Origin of the sequence: Bradyrhizobium arachidis (assembly GCF_024758505.1) — a bacterium.
Classification (GTDB): domain Bacteria; phylum Pseudomonadota; class Alphaproteobacteria; order Rhizobiales; family Xanthobacteraceae; genus Bradyrhizobium; species Bradyrhizobium manausense_C.
In genome coordinates, this window is record NZ_CP077970.1 from 2842481 (window position 1) to 2859814 (window position 17334).

The following is a 17334-nucleotide window of genomic DNA, read 5'->3' on the forward strand; positions in this document are numbered from 1 at the left end:
TCTTGCGCGAAGAGGCCTGAATCATGTCGCAGCCTCCAACGAAGGAATGGCAAGTTGAGCGGCGAATTATTGACCTGTCGAAGGAGCGTGGAGGCGCAAGGAGCCGAAGGCGCCGGCCGCAGCAAGATGACGGCACTGGCTTGAAAATGGAGGATGCTCGCATGGCCTCTGGCATCCAGGTGGCAAGCTCTGACGATGTCGCGCTGTCGGTGCGCGAGTTGACCGTGAGTCTGCCGGAAGGAATGGAGCGGGCCTACGCCGTCGAGAACATCTCCTTCGATCTGAAACGCGGACAGATTCTCTGTATCATCGGGGAGTCCGGATCGGGCAAGTCGGTCACCGCGAATGCGATCATGGGGCTTCTACCGAAAGCGATCCGGGTCTCTTCGGGTGCGATCCACCTGGATGGGACGAACATGGTGGGCCTCTCGTCCGACAAGCTCCGCAGCCTGCGCGGCCGCGTCGTTTCGATGATCTTTCAAGACCCTCTCTCGGCGCTCAACCCGCTGATGACCGTGGGGGCGCAGATCGAGGAGGTGATGGCGGCGCACGATGTTGGCACGCTCGCCTCCCGTCGCAGCCGGGCCATGGATCTGTTCGTTGAAGTGGGGCTGCCTGATCCTCAGCTCATGTATCACCAGTATCCATTCCGCCTGTCGGGCGGACAGCGGCAGCGGGTCATGATTGCCATGGCTCTTGCGCTTGAGCCTGCGATCCTGATCGCGGACGAGCCAACCACCGCACTGGACGTGACCACCCAGGCTCAGATCCTCCAATTGATCCGCGATATCCAGCGGCGCAAGGGGATGAGCGTCATGTTCATCACCCATGACTTCGGCGTCGTGGCGGAGATTGCCGATTCCGTCGTGGTGATGGAGAAAGGTCAATGCGTCGAGCAGGGCACTGCAGAGCAGATTCTGACGTCGCCCAATCATCTCTATACGCGCCGCCTGATCGCGGCTGTGCCGCATCTGACCGGCAAAAACCGCATTCCGCTGGAAACTGCGGAAGAGATTTCTATCCTGAAGGTTGAAGGTCTCGCCAAGACCTATCGCAGCGGCAGCGCGCTTTTCGGTACGCAGCGCATCGTGCCTGCGGTGAATGGCGTCACGTTCGACCTCACCTCGGGACGCACGCTTGGCGTTGTCGGGGAAAGCGGCTCGGGCAAATCGTCGCTTGGCCGGCTGCTGATCAAGCTCATGGAGGGCGACGGCGGCTCGATCCTGTTCGAAGGCCGCGACATTGCCCGACTTTCCGAAACCGAGTTTCGCTCGCTTCGGCCGAAAATCCAGATGATCTTTCAGGATCCTTTTGCCTCGCTCAATCCCCGGTCGACGGTAGGGCACATTCTCACGGTCGGCCCGGTCGCGCATGGAATGCCCTACAGCGAGGCCGCCGAGCGGGCGCGGGAGCTTCTGTCTCACGTCGGCTTGGACGCAGGAGCTTTTGATCGCTATCCCCACGAGTTTTCCGGCGGGCAGCGCCAGCGCATTGGTATCGCGCGGGCGCTCATGTTCAAGCCAAAGCTGCTGATTGCCGACGAAGCGGTCTCTGCGCTCGACGTATCCATCCAGGCCCAGATTCTGAAGCTGCTGGATCAGATTCATCGCGAGACGGGCGTCTCGAGGATCTTCATCACCCATGATCTGCGCGTCGCAAGCCAGATCTGCGATGAGATTGCCGTCATGCATCGCGGACAGATCGTTGAACGCGGACCGCCGTCCCAGATCTTCATCGACCCGAAATCCAGCTACACGCGTGAACTGGTGGCAGCGATCCCCGGCGAGCAGCCAGGCGGCCTGCCTCAAGATGATAGCCGCGTCGAACACCACAGGCAAGGAGAGACGTTATGACCAAGCGTTCTGCGACGACATCGACCTACTCGCGGCGCGATACCCTGCGCATGGTGGCAATTGGCGGAGCCGCCGGCCTCTTCGCGCCCAATCTCTTGGGCAAGCCCGCCTATGCTCGCACCTCCTCGGCAAAGCCAACAGGCCGCGTGATCGTCGGGCTTGGACAGGAGCCGACCGTCTTCAATCCGCTGATGGTCCACATTGAAGTCGACGATGGCGTGCATTTCTCGGTTTTCGACGCGCTCTTCCGCATCGATCCTCAAGGCGTCATTCAGCCCAACCTGGCCGTGGAAGTGCCGAACCAGAAGAACGGCGGCATTTCGGAAGACGGTCTCAAATGGCGCATTCGCTTGCGCGACGATGTCCGCTGGCACGACGGCAAGCCTTTCAGCGCCGAGGACGTGAAGTTCACGCTCGAACTGATCACGAATCCCAACTTCCGGAGTTGGCGCACGTCCGGCCATTCTCTCGTGCGCGACATCACGGTGGTCTCGCCTACGGAGATCTCGTGGCGAATGGAAGAGGCCTTTGCGCCCTATTTGTCGTTCTTGACCGAAACCTTCATCGTGCCCAAGCACATCCTCGAGAAAGAGGCCAATCCGAACACCGCCGCCTTCAACCAGGCGCCGGTCGGCACCGGCGCGTTCAAGTGGGGCAAGCGGGTTGCTGGTGATCATCTCGAACTCGTGGCCAACACCGAATATTTCGGTGAAGGCCCTCATATCGAGCGGCTGGTCTTCAAATACATTCCCGATCTCACCGTCCTCTACACCCAGTTCAAGAGCGGCGACATCGATCTCGTGGGTCAGCCCTACATCACTCCCGATCACTATGGCGAAGCCAAGACCCTGCCGAACCGCGTGGTGACGCTGGTTCCGAGGGCCTCGTTCGAATCCTTCTACCTGAACCTCGAGCGCCCGCAGTTCAAGGAACTTGCGGTCCGCGAGGCGCTTTATGCGGCGATCGACAAGGAGGCGATTATCCAGGGGCTCTACTACGGCGTGCCGACGCCGACGGAGACCTTCATGCCGCGGCAGTCCTTCTTCTTCAACGCCAATCTGCCGCTGCACCAATTCGACCTGAATCGCGCGCGCAAGATACTCGATCAGGCCGGCTGGGCGCCGGGTGGCGACGGCATTCGCACCAAGAATGGCGTTCGTCTGTCCTTTACCAATTCGACCACGTCCGGCGATCCCCTCCGCGAACAGGTGCAGCAGTTCCTGCAGCAGACGTTTGCTCAGCTAGGCGTCGAGATGAAGATATCGAACTTGCCCGCCGCCGTGATGTGGGGCGAGTTCTGGATGCAATCGCAATTCGATTCCGTGATCGTCGGCAGCTCGTACCTGATCGGCGCCGATCCGGATGTCACCAATCGCATACACTCGCGCTCGATCGGAGTGAAGGGCGGTCGCGGCTCGAACAATGCGCAGTATGCAAATCCGGAGGTCGACGCCCTGCTCGACAAGGGCGCGCGCACTTTCGATCCTGAAGCCCGGCGCGCGATCTACTCTCGTGTCCAGGAACTTGTTCGTCGCGACCTGCCTTTCCTTCCGTTGTACCAGAGCAATGCGGTCGAAGGTCTCAAGAAAGGGATCAACGGCTTCGTGCCGAACGGGAATACGCGCACGGAATCCTGGAATGCGCTGGCCTGGTACTGGGCGAGCTGATGTCCTGCCGCCGAACCTTGAAGGACGGCGAACGGCATAGTCACGCTAACGGAGGTCTCGGATGTCCGCCTTCCTGCTCAATCGTCTCTCGCAGAGCATCGTGCTGCTGGTGATCGTCTCGATCATCGGCTTCACGGTTCTCAACTTCATGCCGGGCGGGCCTCTCGCGCAATTCGGTCTCGATCCCGGCATGACGCAGAAGGATGTTGAGCGACTTGCAGCGCAGCTGGGGCTCAACCGGCCGCTCTGGATTCAATATCTCGATTGGGCCTGGCGGCTAATTCGGGGCGACTGGGGGCACTCCTTCCGCGATGGCTCTGCCGTGCTGTCGGTGATTGGTCGACATCTGCTGGCGACGCTGCTGCTGATGGGTACGTCCACCGCATTTGCGATTGCGGTCGGTGCCTGGATCGGAATCCGCGGCGCCACCCACCGCTATTCCCTGTTTGACTACTGCGCGACCGTCGGCGCCATGGTTGCCCTGTCGGTCCCGACCTTCTGGTTCGGCCTCATCGGCATCTATATCTTCACGCTGAAGCTCGGGTGGGTTCCTGCAGGTAACATGTACACGATTGGCGACGGCTCGGTGCTGGATTATCTGCACCATTTGATCCTGCCGAGCCTGGTGCTGTCGTTGGTTCATGTCGCCGTCTGGAGCCGCTACATGCGCACGGCGACGCTCGACGCGCTCAGTCAGGATTTCGTCAAGACCGCCCGCGCCAAGGGCGTGAGCGAGCGTCGTATCCTGCTGAAGCACGTCGTCGGCAATGCACTGTTGCCGATGATCACCCTCGCCGGGATGCAATTGCCCAGCATTCTGACCGGCGCACTAGTGACCGAGACGGTCTTCACCTGGCCGGGAATGGGGCGGCTGTTTCTCGACAGCCTCGGCTACAGTGACTATCCGATGGTGATGGGACTGTTGATCTTCTCGGCCATATTGGTCGTGCTGGGCAACCTGATCGCAGACATCGTCATCGCTACCGTGGATCCGCGCATTCGGCTGGGCTGAGCCCACCGGCTCACCCTTGTTATCAGGAGGCAGCAGATATGACCGCCATCGTCGTGCACGCAGCTCCTAGCCGCTGGTGGCACAGCCGTGCGGTGGCGCGCTTCATGCGCCATCATCTGGCACTTGTCGGAATCGCGATGATCACCCTGCTTGTGTTGGCGTGCGTCCTCGGCCCCTATGCCTTGCCCTATGACACGCTCCAGATCGATCTGCGCGCCCGCTTTGCTCCGCCTCTCAGCGGTCACCACTATCTCGGCACCGATCCTCTGGGACGTGACTTGGCCGCGCGGCTATTGGTGGCCGGGCGCGTATCGCTGCTGGTGGGATTCTCCGCGATGCTGCTATCGACGCTGATCGGAACCATGATCGGCGTGACGGCGGGCTATCGCGGTGGTTGGGTCGGGGCGGCACTGATGCGCACGGTGGACGGCTTCCTTTCCTATCCCTCGATCTTCCTCGTGCTGGCGCTGGCCGCGCTGCTGCGGCCGAGCCCGGTGATGATCACCGTCATCATTGCCGCCACGAGCTGGATGGAGACCGCCAGAATCGTCGAAGCCGAGGTCCGCTCACTGCGCGAGCGCGAGTTTGTCCAGGCTGCCCGCATGGTGGGGCTGAGCCGCCGGCATATCATGTTCCGCGAGATCCTGCCCAATGCCATGGGCCCGATCATCGTCGCCGCAAGCCTGGCGGTCGCCCGCGCGATCCTTCTGGAAGCCTATATCAGCTTCCTCGGCTACGGGATCCAGCCGCCACTGCCGAGCTGGGGCAACATGCTCAACGGAGCCCAGCAGTATCTGGCGAGCGCTCCATGGCTCGCCATCATTCCCGGCGCCGCGATTACGATTGCAGTGACGAGCTTCAACTTCATCGGCGATGGCTTGCGAGATGCCCTCGACGTTCGAAATGACCACATCTGACCAGCTCGAGCCAAGCCTCGGCTGAGCACGACAAGACATAAGAGAAGCAAACGCCATGCATGGGCCCAGAGTAGACGAGAAGGCGACGCCCTACTGGTGGGAAGCCGCCCCGCTGAAGCCGCCGCCTCCGCAACCCTTGCCCAAGAAGCTCGACGTGCTGATCGTGGGCGCGGGCTATGCCGGACTTTCCGCTGGTCTGGTGCTCGCGCGCGAGGGGCGCTCGGTTGTTGCCTTTGATGCGATGGATCCGGGTGAAGGGGCCTCGACTCGCAACGGCGGAATCACTAGCGGAACCATTCGTCCGGATTACGCTGCGCTCACGCGGCGGTTCGGTGAAGAGAAGGCGCTGGCGATCGAGGCGGAAGGCAAGGCCGCTCGCGAGTTCCTGTACGATTTCATCAAGACGGAAGGGCTCGCCTGCGACTTCCAGCCGGTGGGGCAGTTCAAGGGCGCCTTCGGCTATGAGCAATACGAAGCCATGGCGCGTACTGCGGAGAGGCTCGCGAAGAAACTGGGGATCGAGGCTTATGCGGTTCCTTATGCCGAGCAGCGCAAGTACATCGGTACGGATGTCTATCGCGGCGGCTCGGTTCGGATGGATATCGGCGGACTGCACCCGGCCAAATTCCACGCCGAACTGCTGCGGGTCGCGCTCGCTTCGGGATTGGCGGTCCACGCCCGGACGCCCGTGATCTCGATCGAAAGAGATGGCGCCGGATTCCGCGTCGTCACCGCGGCCGGTCCTGTGCGGGCAGGTCAGGTGCTGGTTTGTACCAACGGTTACACGGATGGTGCCGTGCCCTTCCTGCGCCGCAGGCTGGTCCCGGTCCGGAGCCGGATCATTGCGACCGAGGAACTCGCCTCCGAGGTCATGATGCGGCTTATGCCGAAGGGCATGATGATCACCGAGAACCGGGAGGTTGGGTTCTATTACCGGCCGTCACCCGACGGCAGGCGCATCTTGCTGGGTGGCCGTGACAGCTCCCGCGTCGGCGATCCCATCGCTCCGAAGCTGCTTCTCCGCAAGGGCCTGGTCAATTTGTTTCCGGAACTGGAGAGCGTTCGCCTCTCACACAGCTGGTTCGGCAATGTCGCGATGAACCGCGACATGATTCCGCGCATCTTCGAGAAGGACGGCATCGTCTACGCCACCGGCTTTTGCGGCTCGGGCGTGGTCTGGGCGCCCTGGGTCGGGATGCGTGCAGCCCACAAGCTCATGGGGCATGAGGAGCGGGCACGCACGGCCTTTGACTTCAGACCTCCGGCATTCATCCCGTTCTATCGAGGCAATCCCTGGTTCATGCCCGCCTTCATTCAGGGCTACCGGATGCGTGACCGGATCGCGCAGTGGCGGGCCAGCCGCTGAAGGGTCGGCAGCATAAACCAGCGGCACTGCCGCCTCTCGAAAGAAGAGCATCGATGCACTACGTCTCCACGCGGGGCCACTCAGGTCGAAAGCAATTTTGCGAGACATTGCTTGAAGGCCTCGCCCCGGATGGCGGGCTGTACGTACCCGAGACCTACCCTCGTGTGGACGACGCGACGCTGGATGCGTGGCGTGCCTTGTCCTACCCGAGCCTGGCCTTCGAGGTTCTGTCGCTCTACATCGGCGATATTCCCTCCGCCGACCTGAAAGCCATCTGTGAAAAGACCTACACTCCGGAGGTCTTTGGAAGCCCCAAGATTGCGCCGCTGCGACAGCTCGGGAAGGGACTTCACCTCCAGGAATTGTCGAACGGTCCCACGCTGGCGTTCAAAGACATGGCCATGCAGCTGCTCGGCAATCTGCTCGAGTACGAGTTGGCGCGCCGGCATGAGGACTTGAACATTCTGGGCGCGACCAGTGGCGACACCGGGAGCGCGGCCGAATACGCCATGCGCGGCAAGAGAGGGGTGCGGGTCTTCATGTTGTCGCCCCGCGGGAGGATGAGCGCCTTTCAGCAAGCTCAGATGTTCAGCCTCCAGGACAGCAACATCCATAACATCACGATCGATGGTGTGTTCGACAACTGCCAGGATATCGTCAAACGTGTATCCAGCGATCTGGAATTCAAGCAGCGATACAGGATCGGTGCGGTTAATTCGATCAATTGGGCGAGGCTGCTGGCGCAGGTCGTCTATTACTTTTATGGGTATCTACAGGCGACCGAGCGGCGGTCGGCAGGTGCAAGCTTCACCGTGCCGTCAGGAAACTTCGGGAACATCTGCGCTGGTCATGTCGCGCGGATGATGGGATTACCGATATCCCGCCTCGTCCTTGCGACCAACGAGAACGACGTGCTCGACGAGTTTTTCCGGACCGGCATCTATCGCGTGCGAAGCCGAACCGACACGCTTGAAACATCGAGCCCCTCCATGGACATTTCCAAGGCCTCCAATCTCGAGCGTTTCGTGTTCGACCTGCTCGGTCGAGACGCTGGTCGGACCAAACTGCTGTTTGAGGATCAACTCAGGGAACGAGGGGCCTTCGATCTAAGTGGAGATCCCTGCTTCGCCGATGCGGCAGCCCGCTTCGGCTTCCGCAGCGGCAGGAGCACCCATGCCGATAGGCTGGCGACGATCCGTGATACGTGGGGGCGCTACGACACCATGATCGACCCGCACACTGCAGATGGTGTGACGGTCGCGCATATGCACGGCTCCCCCGGGGAGCCGATGATCGTGCTCGAAACTGCCCTGCCGATCAAATTCGCTGCGACGATCAGGGAAGCGTTGGGCCGCGAGCCGGATCGTCCAGCGCGTTTCGATGGCATCGAAGACTTGCCGAAACGGGTCGAGGCGCTTCCTGCGGATGCACAGGCAGTCAAGAACTACATCGCGCGCATTGCGCAGACCCACTAAGCGGCTGAACCGGGAACTGCTGCGCCATGGCTGTTTTTACCGAGTTGTCATTCAACGAGGTCGCCGCGTTCTTTCGAGGACTGGGTCTTGGCGCGCCTCGTTCCGTTCGCGGCGTCACCAGTGGAATTGAGAACACGAACTATTTCGTGGATACGGATGGCGAGAGTTATGTGCTCACCATGTTCGAGCGCCTCACATTCGAGCAACTGCCGTTTTACCTGCACTTCATGAAGCATCTTGCGGCGCGGAATATGCCCGTGCCGGATCCGGTTGCCGACGCACATGGCGTGATCCTTCACCCTCTGAGGGAGCGGCCCGCGGTGGTCGTCAACAGGCTTCCTGGTGCAAGCGAGGCGGAACCTGCGGCCGCGCATTGCAGTTCCGTCGGGGAGTGCCTGGCGCGCCTGCACCTGGCCGGGAGCGATTACCCACGACAACAGGCCAATCCGCGCGGCCTTCAATGGTGGAACGAGGTCGTGTCGGTGCTCGGCCGCTGCGTATCCGCCCGACAGCGCTTGCTGCTCTCGACTGAATTGAGCTTTCAGAACGAGCTCGCTTTGTCGTCGGACTACAGGCAACTCCCCAAGGGGCCGATCCATGCCGATCTGTTCCGCGACAACGTGTTGTTCGAGAGGGAGCGCCTGTCCGGCGTCATTGATTTCTATTTTGCCGGATGCGACACGCTTCTGTTCGATATAGCGGTGTGCCTCAACGACTGGTGCGTCGATGGCCTCACCCGCCGCCACAATGTCGAGCGAGCCGCCGCTTTCCTGGGTGCTTATGAGAGCGCCCGGCCGCTGACTTCCTCCGAACACAAGCTGCTTCCTGCGATGCAGCGCGCAGCGGCATTCCGGTTTTGGCTGTCGCGTCTCTGGGATGTGCACCTGCCTCGGCAGGCTGCGCTCCTCAAACCACATGATCCCAGCCACTTCGAGCGCATCTTGCTCATGCTCCGGGGAGAGTTCGCATTGTCATGATCGTCCAATTTGCGGCAGCGAGGATGGGGGTACGATGGCGCCGACCCTAGAAGGCCGAATTCGCGAGCTTCTTTCGCAGATCCAAGCGGAGGGCCTCTACAAGCACGAGCGGATGATCACTGGCGCGCAGGCGGGCCGCATCCGCGTCGTTTCGCACTCGTCCGAGCGTGAACTCGTCAATCTTTGCGCCAACAACTATCTGGGCCTCGCCGATCATCCCGAAATCATCGCAGCCGCAAAGCGAGGTCTGGATGAGTTCGGGTTTGGCATGGCATCCGTGCGCTTCATCTGCGGTACGCAAACCCTGCACCGCGAACTCGAGCGCACGATCGCTCGCTATCTGGACAAGGATGACGCCATCCTGTTCGTGGCCTGCTTCGATGCCAATGGCGGGGTCTTCGAGCCGCTTCTGGAGGCCGACGACGCCATCATTTCTGATTCTCTCAATCACGCTTCGATTATCGACGGCGTGCGCCTTTGCAAGGCGAGGCGATACCGCTTCGCCAACGGCGACATGAACGAGCTCGAGGATCGGCTCAAGGAGGCGAACAGGGACGGAGCCCGGTTCAAATTGATCGCCACAGACGGCGTGTTCTCGATGGACGGATACGTGGCCAAGCTCCCCGCCATTTGCGCCTTGGCCGAGAGGTACGGCGCCGCCGTCATGGTCGATGACTGCCATGCCACCGGTCATATCGGCGAAGCCGGCCGCGGCACGCCGACGCTGACAGGCACAAGCGGGCAGGTCGATATCGTCACGGGAACGCTCGGCAAGAGCCTGGGTGGCGCGATGGGCGGCTTTGTTGCGGCGTCGCAACCCATTGTTGATCTGCTTCGACAGCGAGCGCGTCCATATCTCTTCTCCAACAGCCTCGCTCCGGCAGTGGCTGCGGGATCGATTAAGGCGATCCAGATCGCGGAAACAGCCGATGACCGGCGGCAGCTTCTTGCTGCGCATACGCGGCGCTTCCGGTCGGGCTTGGAGAAGGCTGGATTCGAACTCCTTGCGGGAGAGACGCCAATCATTCCAGTCATGCTGCACGACGCGCGCTTGGCGCAGGACATGGCAGCCGCGCTGGATGAGCGCGGCATCTACGTCGCCGCGTTCTTCTATCCCGTCGTCCCCAAAGGAAAGGCGCGGATCAGGACACAGATGTCCGCCGCCCTGACCGAAGAGGACGTTGAACTGGCCGTCGAGGCCTTCGCCGACGCGGGCAAAGCGCTTGGCGTGATTTGATGGTTACAAAGGTGCTCTCATGAAAGCTCTTGTCAAAGCAGCCGCCGAACCCGGGCTCTGGCTCGGTGAACGGGGAATCCCGCAGATCGGGCCGGATGACGTTCTCATCAAGATCAACAAGACCGGGATCTGCGGCACGGATATCCATATCTACGCTTGGGATGAGTGGGCGCAACGGACCGTCCCCGTCCCGATGGTCGTCGGTCACGAGTATGCAGGCGAGATCGCCGAAGTCGGCGCGAACGTCACGAAATTCGCGATTGGGCAGCGCGTTTCGGGTGAGGGCCATGTTGTCGGCATGAGCAGCCGCGCTGCGCGGGGAGGGCGGTTTCACCTGGATCCTGAAACCAAGGGCATCGGTGTCAATATTCCCGGAGCTTTTGCCGAATATTTGCGTTTGCCCGCCTTTAATGTCGTGCCGCTGCCTGACGCCATCGACGACGAGATCGGGGCCATCCTCGATCCGCTCGGCAACGCCGTCCACACCGCGTTGTCGTTCGACCTCGTGGGTGAGGATGTGCTCATCACCGGGGCAGGTCCCATTGGCATCATGAGCGCTGCAGTTGCCCGACATGTCGGTGCGCGGCACGTCGTGATCACCGATGTCAATCCGCGCCGCTTGGCATTGGCTTCGGATGTTGCTGACGTTGTTCCCGTCGACGTGACAAGGGAAGATCTTCGGTCTGTGACGCAGCGGCTGGGCATGAAGGAAGGCTTCGATGTGGGGCTCGAGATGAGTGGTGCTCCCGCTGCCTTCGATCAATTGGTCGAAAATCTGGTGATGGGCGGCAAGATTGCCATGCTCGGCATCCCCGCTCGGCCCGCGACAGTCGACTGGACCAAGCTTGTCTTCAAGATGCTTACCGTCAAGGGCATCTACGGTCGAGAGATGTTCGAGACCTGGCACAAGATGCTCGCAATGCTCGAAAGCGGTCTCGACATCCGAAAGATCATCACCCACCGCCTGCCTGCCGCGGAGTTCAAGACCGGATTTGAGATCATGCGGAGTGGCAATTGCGGCAAGATCGTTCTGGACTGGAAAGCGTGAATGCGCCTCTTCTGACGACCCGTTCGAACGCCTTTGTGGCGCGCCGGCCCCTGACAGCAGATTGGCCGCTCCAGGATACCAACAATGAAATTCTATGCTGAACTTTGCAGCAGTCCGATTGCGTAATGCCGTCGGGCACAACCTACCCTGCAGCGGATGGGGTTCATCAGATGGCCCTCCCCCGCCAGGCACTGGCGATTGGGCCGGTACCACGATCAAGAGACCTTGACACATGATGACGACCGCAGCTCACCAGGCCGCAGCACGCGACAATGAGCCCGCGGTGCTGGTTCCTTTCGCCAGAGCGCATCTGGAAGGCGCCCTGAAGCTCTCCCAAGAGATGTCCTGGCCGTATCGGATCGAGGATTGGGATGTCGCGCTGCACTTGGGCCATGGCTTTGTTCTGCAGCACGACGGAGTGGTGATTGGGACGGCGGCGTGGTGGCCGTACGGCGAGACTCACGCTTCCGCCGGGATGATCATCGTCGCAAAGGCTGCCCAGGGCCGCGGCTATGGGGCCCAGCTCATGGATGCCTTGCTGACGTCCGCGCGCCCACGAACCGTTGCACTGAATTCGACGGCCGAAGGCATCATGCTTTACCGGCGCCGCGGCTTCGTGCCGATCGGGGTCATCCACCAGCATCAGGGAATTCCAAGCGAGGACTGCGGGGCACAGCGATCGAGCCTCGTCAGGTCAATGGCTGCATCGGACTTCGAGGCAATCGCGCGGCTCGATCGCGAGGCTACGGGTCTGGAGAGGCGGCGGATGCTGGATCGGCTCGTCCAGAGCGGTGATGGCTATATCCTGCAGCGTGACGGCACAGCCCGCGGCTACGCCATCTCTCGTCTTTTCGGCCGCGGGCACGTCATCGGGCCTGTCGTAGCCGAAAGCCCGGCCGAAGCACGCGCGCTGATCGAGGCTGCGCTCGCACGCCTCGGCAGTGTTTTTGTCCGCATCGACACTTCTGCAACGTCGCAACTCGGGGAGTGGCTTGAAGGCATCGGCCTCGAGCAGGTCGGCGATGCCACCACCATGATCTTGGGAACGCCGGCACCATCGAGCGGACCTGCGCGCGTCTTTGCGATACCCAACCAGTCTTTCGGCTAGGAGACATCGACGTGCTACGCGAGGAGATGAGCGGGACGGATCACCAGAACGGCGAGGCGGCCGCAACGATCGGCACATTGGCAACGCCGGCCCTGCTGCTCGACAAGAATCGGCTCGATTGCAATCTCGCCCGTCTGTCCTCCCGCATGGCCGAGCAGGGCGTCGTGCTGCGTCCTCATATGAAGACGGCGAAATCCATTGACGTCGCCCAACGCGCCTATCCATCGGGGGCGGGACCAATCACTGTCTCAACCCTGGCGGAGGCGGAGTACTTCGCGCAGCATGGCTTCCGGGACATCACCTATGCCGTGGGACTTGCACCTCACACCGCCGCGAGGGCGATGCGCCTGAGGAAAGCGGGCATCGATATCAAGGTGCTGCTGGATTCGCCTGAGCAGGCCGCCATGCTTGGCGCGGCTGGTCGTGCCGCTGGTGTGATACCGTCCGCCTTCATCGAGATCGACTGCGACAGTCATCGCGGCGGGCTGACCGGGACCGATCCCAAGCTCCTGGTCGTCGCGACAGCCCTGGCCGAGGCCGGCGTCAAGCTTACCGGCGTTCTCACCCATGCCGGCGAATCCTACAGCCTCAGTATGCCGGCGGCCCTTGTCGCAGCTGCGGAGAACGAACGCACCGTGGCCGTCGCCGCCGCAACGACATTGCGTGCGGCCGGCCATGAATGTCCTGTCGTCAGCGTCGGCTCGACGCCGACCGCACATTTCGCCGATGATCTGACCGGCGTCACGGAAATGCGCGCCGGCGTCTACATGTTCTTCGATCTGGTCATGCACGGCGTCGGTGTCTGCACGACCGACGACATCGCCATCTCGGTGCTCGCCACCGTGATCGGCACGAAACCCGAGAAGGGCTGGATTTTGGTCGACGCAGGGTGGATGGCGCTGTCGCGCGATCGCGGCACCGCGGCGCAGCGGGTCGACCAGGGATACGGTCTGGTCTGCGACGTGGCCGGCAAGATCTATCCCGACCTGATCGTCTCTCAAGCAAGCCAGGAGCACGGGATCCTCGCCATCAGGCCCGGGTCGGCGCACGCTTTGCCCAATCTTCCGATCGGCGCGAAGGTCAGGATTGTCCCCAATCACGCCTGTGCGACGGCGGCGCAACACGAGTTGTACAACGTCGTCTCCGCCAGCAGCGACGCGATTCACGCCCGATGGCCCCGGATGCGCGGCTGGTAGGGCTGGCCGGACATTCCCGGCCCCCTGGTTCCTGCCGCTGATCGGCGCCTATTACCGAATCAAGGATCGCTTCCAATGACTTCCCCCCTTCGACATCTGACGGAAGCCGGCTTCCTCGGAAAATTCTACATCGACGGAGAATGGCGGAAGCCAATCGGATCAGTCGCGGCAGCAGCAACCGTCGTCAATCCGGCGACGGAGCAGCCGATCGCTGACGTCGCGCTCGGCGATGACGATGACGTGGACTGCGCCATAGCAGCTGCCAGACGAGCCTTCGCCGGCTGGTCCATGACATCGCCTGCTGACAGAGCGGCGCTGCTCGACAGGGTTCACGGCTTGCTTCTCCAGCGGCTGGAGTTGTTCGCGCAGGCGCTCACGGCCGAGATGGGAGCTGCCATCACCTATGCGCGCCGAGCCCAGGTGCCGCTGGCCGCCGAACATATCCGTGTCGCCCGGGATAATCTCGCGAATTATCCCTTCATCACGGCGCGCGGCAGCACCGCGATCTTACGCGAGGCGATCGGCGTGTGCGGCCTCATCACGCCGTGGAACTGGCCACTTTATCAGATCACAGCCAAGGTCGGCCCGGCGATCGCAGCCGGCTGCACTGTGGTGTTGAAACCGAGCGAATTATCGCCGCTGAGCGCCTTGCTATTTGCTGAGGTAATGGATGATGCCGGTTGTCCGCCCGGCGTCTTCAACCTAGTCAATGGAACAGGTCCGATCGTGGGCGCTCGTCTGGCGTCGCATCCGCAGGTGGACATGATCTCGATCACCGGCTCGACGCGGGCCGGCGTTCTCGTCGCGCAGGCTGCGGCGCCCACCGTTAAGCGCGTTGCCCAGGAGCTCGGCGGCAAGTCGCCGAACATCATTTTGCCGGATGCCGATCTGAGCCGCGCCGCTCCGCTCGGCGTCGGCGCAGCCTTCCGCAATCTCGGCCAATCCTGCAGCGCACCGACACGTATGCTTGTGTCCCGCTCACAGTTGAAGGAGGTCGAGATTCTGGCGGCGGCCGCCGCTTCTGAATTGGTGGTCGGCGATCCCCTTGCGGAAGGCACGACCCATGGCCCGATCGCCAACCGGCCGCAGTTCGAGCGCATCCAGACCATGATCGGCGTCGGACTGGAGGAAGGAGCCAAGCTTGTCATCGGCGGGCCAGGGCGGCTCGCCGATCTTCCGATCGGCCTCTATGCGCGGCCGACGATCTTCTCCAACGTCCGTCGCGACATGAGGATCGCGCAGGAGGAGATCTTCGGCCCGGTGCTGTCGATCATTCCCTACGACACCGTGGAGGAGGCGATCGAGATCGCCAACGACACGGTCTACGGTCTCGGCGCCCATGTACAAGGCACTGATCTGGATACGGTGCGGGCCGTCGCCGGGCGGATCCAGTCGGGTCAAGTGCATCTCAACCATCCCGACTGGGACCCCAATGCACCTTTCGGCGGATACAAGCGGTCCGGCAACGGTCGGGAATACGGCCCGGAGGGCATGGAGGAATATCTGGAGACCAAGGCCGTCCTCGGATTTTACCGATGAAGGCCAACTCTAGGACGAACCCTTCAACACTAACGTGCCGCATGTGGGCGACACTTTGGCACACGTTGCATAGGATTGGATAAGGTACGTGGTGAAATTCATCTCCGAAAGCGAATCCACCCGTCTCATCTCGCATGAGTCGGCGTTCGAGGCCGTAAGGAAGGCGCTCATCGCGGCAGCTTCGACCGAAGCGAAGGTATTTCCTGCTGTCATCGCACATGCCTCCTATCGCCAGAACACCTTTTCACTTAAGTCGGGCTCGACGCCCGACTTGGCCGGCTTCAAGGTCGGCTCGTTCTGGCCCGACAACCCTGCCAAAGGCCGTCCGCGCCATAGCTCGACGATCTTCCTGATCGATCAGGATAGCGGACGGATCGGTGCGCTGGTGGAGGCTTCGGCCGTTAATGCCTATCGAACGGCTGCGGCCGACGCCGTGGCGGCGGAAACGCTCGCGCGACCGGAGTCCGAGACATTGGCCATCTTCGGAGCTGGAAACCAGGCATTGTTCGAATGCTGTGCCCTCGCACGAATCCTTCCGCTGAAGCGCTTACATATCGTCGCGCGCAATCGCGATAAAGCCAATGCCTTCGCGACCAACCTGTTGTCGTGTGGTTTGAAACTCGACATTCGTATCTCGATGGCGGAAGAGGCGTGTCGGGAGGCAGACATCATTGTTACAGCGACGCCGTCTCGCGTCCCGCTGTTCGACCCGGAATGGGTTCGTCCGGGCACGCACATCGCCGGCATGGGATCCGATGCACGCGGGAAACAGGAGTTGCCGAGCGAGCTCTTCGAGCGTGCGAAGCTGTTTTGCGATCTACCGGAGCAATCGATTCAGATCGGGGAATTTCAGCATGTTCGCGAAAAGATCGAACGCGGCGAATTGGTTTTGAACGCAATCGGCGCGCTGCTCGAAGGGCGCTGTTCGGGCAGGATCGCGCGGGACGATATCACCATTTTCGATAGCTCCGGCATTGCCCTCCAGGATCTGTACATCGGCCAATTCCTGCTTTCGACGAGCAAGGTACCGACGAACTCTTGAGGCGCGCGAAGGTGCGCCGGACGCAAGCCCCCCTGCACTTCAGTTAGGGCGTGGCCTCATTCTGAAGCCTACGCAACGGCGACCCTAGCATCGGTTGTTAGGTGCCCAGGAAAGACGACGTCGCAATAAATCCCGAAATCACGACCGTGACGCTGGACCACTGTACGCAGGATTTCGACGTCTACCGGCAAACGATCCTGCTCGATCGTGATGAAACCACAGCGTCCGCAGGGCCTCTTGCCCCGCAACACGACTTCTCCGATCCTGATCTCCCGGCCGATCCAGTCTTTTTCAGGCATCGTATGGTCCTCGTCCGGCCAGTCGACAAGAATGTTCGGACGGAAGCGGCGCGTGTCGATGACGCTGTCGGGCAACTCTCGGCTAAGGCTGCGCAGTGCAGCCGTGGTCAAGAGATGGATCGGAGCGTGCTCGTAGCGGGGGCGGAAACCGCCGGATCCGATCGGGTCGAAAGGCTTCAGCATTGGCTTGAAGCCGAAGGTCGTCGACAAGGCTTCCTGCATCGAGGCGTCGTCCGGTCCAGCCCAACTCCTGCCATCGACCGAAACGGCGACGCCGCCATCGGCGATCTTGGCATGTGCGCGTGGCACGCCGATGAACTGCTTTTCCCGCCCGGGGGATGCGATGCGGCCGGTCGCTTCATCGAGCACTCCCCAGATCCGGTCGCCGGCAATGCCGCCTGCCTCGACTCGAGCCACGGCGAGCTGTTCGCCAGCCATGGAGCTCACCGGATAGCGCCAGAGTTCTGCGACCTTACCGTTCATAGGCTCTCGAGCCTCTGCGAGCCGGGATGTGGATATGGTGACCGGCATTGGTTTCAGGCATAGTTCCCGTCACTACTGTCATCGGCCAAGGCTCCTGGTTTTGTCACCGTGCCAT

The 17334-nt window shown here is 61.8% G+C and carries 14 protein-coding genes; 13 read left to right on the forward strand and 1 reads right to left on the reverse strand.

Features of this window, described 5'->3' with window-relative positions; all coding sequences use genetic code 11:
- Positions 1–161: 161 nt before the first annotated feature.
- The 13 genes from KUF59_RS12645 to KUF59_RS12705 all read left to right on the forward strand — a co-directional run bounded on the left by KUF59_RS12645 (position 162) and on the right by KUF59_RS12705 (position 16437).
- Positions 162–1853 carry a dipeptide ABC transporter ATP-binding protein gene (locus tag KUF59_RS12645; protein WP_258769516.1) on the forward strand — a complete coding sequence of 564 codons (1692 nt, stop codon included), beginning with the start codon at positions 162–164 and terminating at the stop codon, positions 1851–1853.
- Positions 1850–3520: a peptide ABC transporter substrate-binding protein gene (locus KUF59_RS12650; RefSeq protein ID WP_212457115.1), complete on the forward strand. Its 1671-nt coding sequence runs from the start codon at positions 1850–1852 to the stop codon at positions 3518–3520. The genes KUF59_RS12645 and KUF59_RS12650 overlap by 4 nt, the downstream gene beginning before the upstream one ends.
- Before the next feature lie 61 nt (positions 3521–3581).
- Complete coding sequence (locus KUF59_RS12655; RefSeq protein WP_212457114.1) at positions 3582–4532, forward strand: ABC transporter permease; 951 nt, start codon at positions 3582–3584, stop codon at positions 4530–4532.
- A gap of 38 nt (positions 4533–4570) precedes the next feature.
- On the forward strand, positions 4571–5449 hold the full coding sequence (locus KUF59_RS12660) for an ABC transporter permease (protein WP_258769517.1): 879 nt from the start codon (positions 4571–4573) through the stop codon (positions 5447–5449).
- Positions 5450–5504: 55 nt separating this feature from the next.
- Entirely contained in the window at positions 5505–6815 is a 1311-nt protein-coding gene (locus KUF59_RS12665; RefSeq protein WP_212457112.1) for an NAD(P)/FAD-dependent oxidoreductase, read from the forward strand.
- A 53-nt stretch (positions 6816–6868) separates the two neighbouring features.
- Positions 6869–8290: a threonine synthase gene (thrC, locus tag KUF59_RS12670; RefSeq protein WP_212457111.1), complete on the forward strand. Its 1422-nt coding sequence runs from the start codon at positions 6869–6871 to the stop codon at positions 8288–8290.
- A 26-nt stretch (positions 8291–8316) separates the two neighbouring features.
- The gene (locus tag KUF59_RS12675) at positions 8317–9267 is read left to right on the forward strand and encodes a homoserine kinase (RefSeq protein ID WP_212457110.1); all 951 of its coding nucleotides are present in this window, start codon (positions 8317–8319) and stop codon (positions 9265–9267) included.
- 34 nt (positions 9268–9301) lie between these two features.
- Positions 9302–10504 carry a glycine C-acetyltransferase gene (locus KUF59_RS12680; RefSeq protein ID WP_212457109.1) on the forward strand — a complete coding sequence of 401 codons (1203 nt, stop codon included), beginning with the start codon at positions 9302–9304 and terminating at the stop codon, positions 10502–10504.
- Between the two features lie 19 nt (positions 10505–10523).
- Positions 10524–11552, forward strand: coding sequence for an L-threonine 3-dehydrogenase (tdh, locus tag KUF59_RS12685; RefSeq protein WP_212457108.1), 1029 nt, complete (start codon positions 10524–10526; stop codon positions 11550–11552).
- A gap of 232 nt (positions 11553–11784) precedes the next feature.
- The gene (locus KUF59_RS12690) at positions 11785–12660 is read left to right on the forward strand and encodes a GNAT family N-acetyltransferase (protein ID WP_212457107.1); all 876 of its coding nucleotides are present in this window, start codon (positions 11785–11787) and stop codon (positions 12658–12660) included.
- Positions 12661–12686: 26 nt separating this feature from the next.
- Entirely contained in the window at positions 12687–13856 is a 1170-nt protein-coding gene (locus KUF59_RS12695; protein ID WP_258770006.1) for an alanine racemase, read from the forward strand.
- Between the two features lie 75 nt (positions 13857–13931).
- Positions 13932–15395, forward strand: coding sequence for an aldehyde dehydrogenase family protein (locus KUF59_RS12700; RefSeq protein WP_258769518.1), 1464 nt, complete (start codon positions 13932–13934; stop codon positions 15393–15395).
- An 88-nt stretch (positions 15396–15483) separates the two neighbouring features.
- Positions 15484–16437: an ornithine cyclodeaminase family protein gene (locus tag KUF59_RS12705; protein WP_309500972.1), complete on the forward strand. Its 954-nt coding sequence runs from the start codon at positions 15484–15486 to the stop codon at positions 16435–16437.
- A gap of 68 nt (positions 16438–16505) precedes the next feature.
- Here KUF59_RS12705 and KUF59_RS12710 read toward each other — a convergent pair whose 3' ends face one another.
- The gene (locus KUF59_RS12710) at positions 16506–17219 is read right to left on the reverse strand and encodes an MOSC domain-containing protein (RefSeq protein ID WP_212457105.1); all 714 of its coding nucleotides are present in this window, start codon (positions 17217–17219) and stop codon (positions 16506–16508) included.
- Positions 17220–17334: the final 115 nt, after the last annotated feature.

What these genes read in the sequence shown, in the direction of transcription:
- KUF59_RS12650 (WP_212457115.1), top strand. Translation starts at nt 1,850, where the DNA reads ATGACCAAGCGTTCTGCGACGACATCGACCTACTCGCGGCGCGATACC.
- KUF59_RS12655 (WP_212457114.1), top strand. Translation starts at nt 3,582, where the DNA reads ATGTCCGCCTTCCTGCTCAATCGTCTCTCGCAGAGCATCGTGCTGCTG.
- KUF59_RS12700 (WP_258769518.1), top strand. Translation starts at nt 13,932, where the DNA reads ATGACTTCCCCCCTTCGACATCTGACGGAAGCCGGCTTCCTCGGAAAA.
- KUF59_RS12665 (WP_212457112.1), top strand. Translation starts at nt 5,505, where the DNA reads ATGCATGGGCCCAGAGTAGACGAGAAGGCGACGCCCTACTGGTGGGAA.
- KUF59_RS12680 (WP_212457109.1), top strand. Translation starts at nt 9,302, where the DNA reads ATGGCGCCGACCCTAGAAGGCCGAATTCGCGAGCTTCTTTCGCAGATC.
- thrC (WP_212457111.1), top strand. Translation starts at nt 6,869, where the DNA reads ATGCACTACGTCTCCACGCGGGGCCACTCAGGTCGAAAGCAATTTTGC.
- tdh (WP_212457108.1), top strand. Translation starts at nt 10,524, where the DNA reads ATGAAAGCTCTTGTCAAAGCAGCCGCCGAACCCGGGCTCTGGCTCGGT.
- KUF59_RS12710 (WP_212457105.1), bottom strand. Translation starts at nt 17,219, where the DNA reads ATGAACGGTAAGGTCGCAGAACTCTGGCGCTATCCGGTGAGCTCCATG.
- KUF59_RS12695 (WP_258770006.1), top strand. Translation starts at nt 12,687, where the DNA reads ATGAGCGGGACGGATCACCAGAACGGCGAGGCGGCCGCAACGATCGGC.
- KUF59_RS12645 (WP_258769516.1), top strand. Translation starts at nt 162, where the DNA reads ATGGCCTCTGGCATCCAGGTGGCAAGCTCTGACGATGTCGCGCTGTCG.
- KUF59_RS12690 (WP_212457107.1), top strand. Translation starts at nt 11,785, where the DNA reads ATGATGACGACCGCAGCTCACCAGGCCGCAGCACGCGACAATGAGCCC.
- KUF59_RS12660 (WP_258769517.1), top strand. Translation starts at nt 4,571, where the DNA reads ATGACCGCCATCGTCGTGCACGCAGCTCCTAGCCGCTGGTGGCACAGC.
- KUF59_RS12675 (WP_212457110.1), top strand. Translation starts at nt 8,317, where the DNA reads ATGGCTGTTTTTACCGAGTTGTCATTCAACGAGGTCGCCGCGTTCTTT.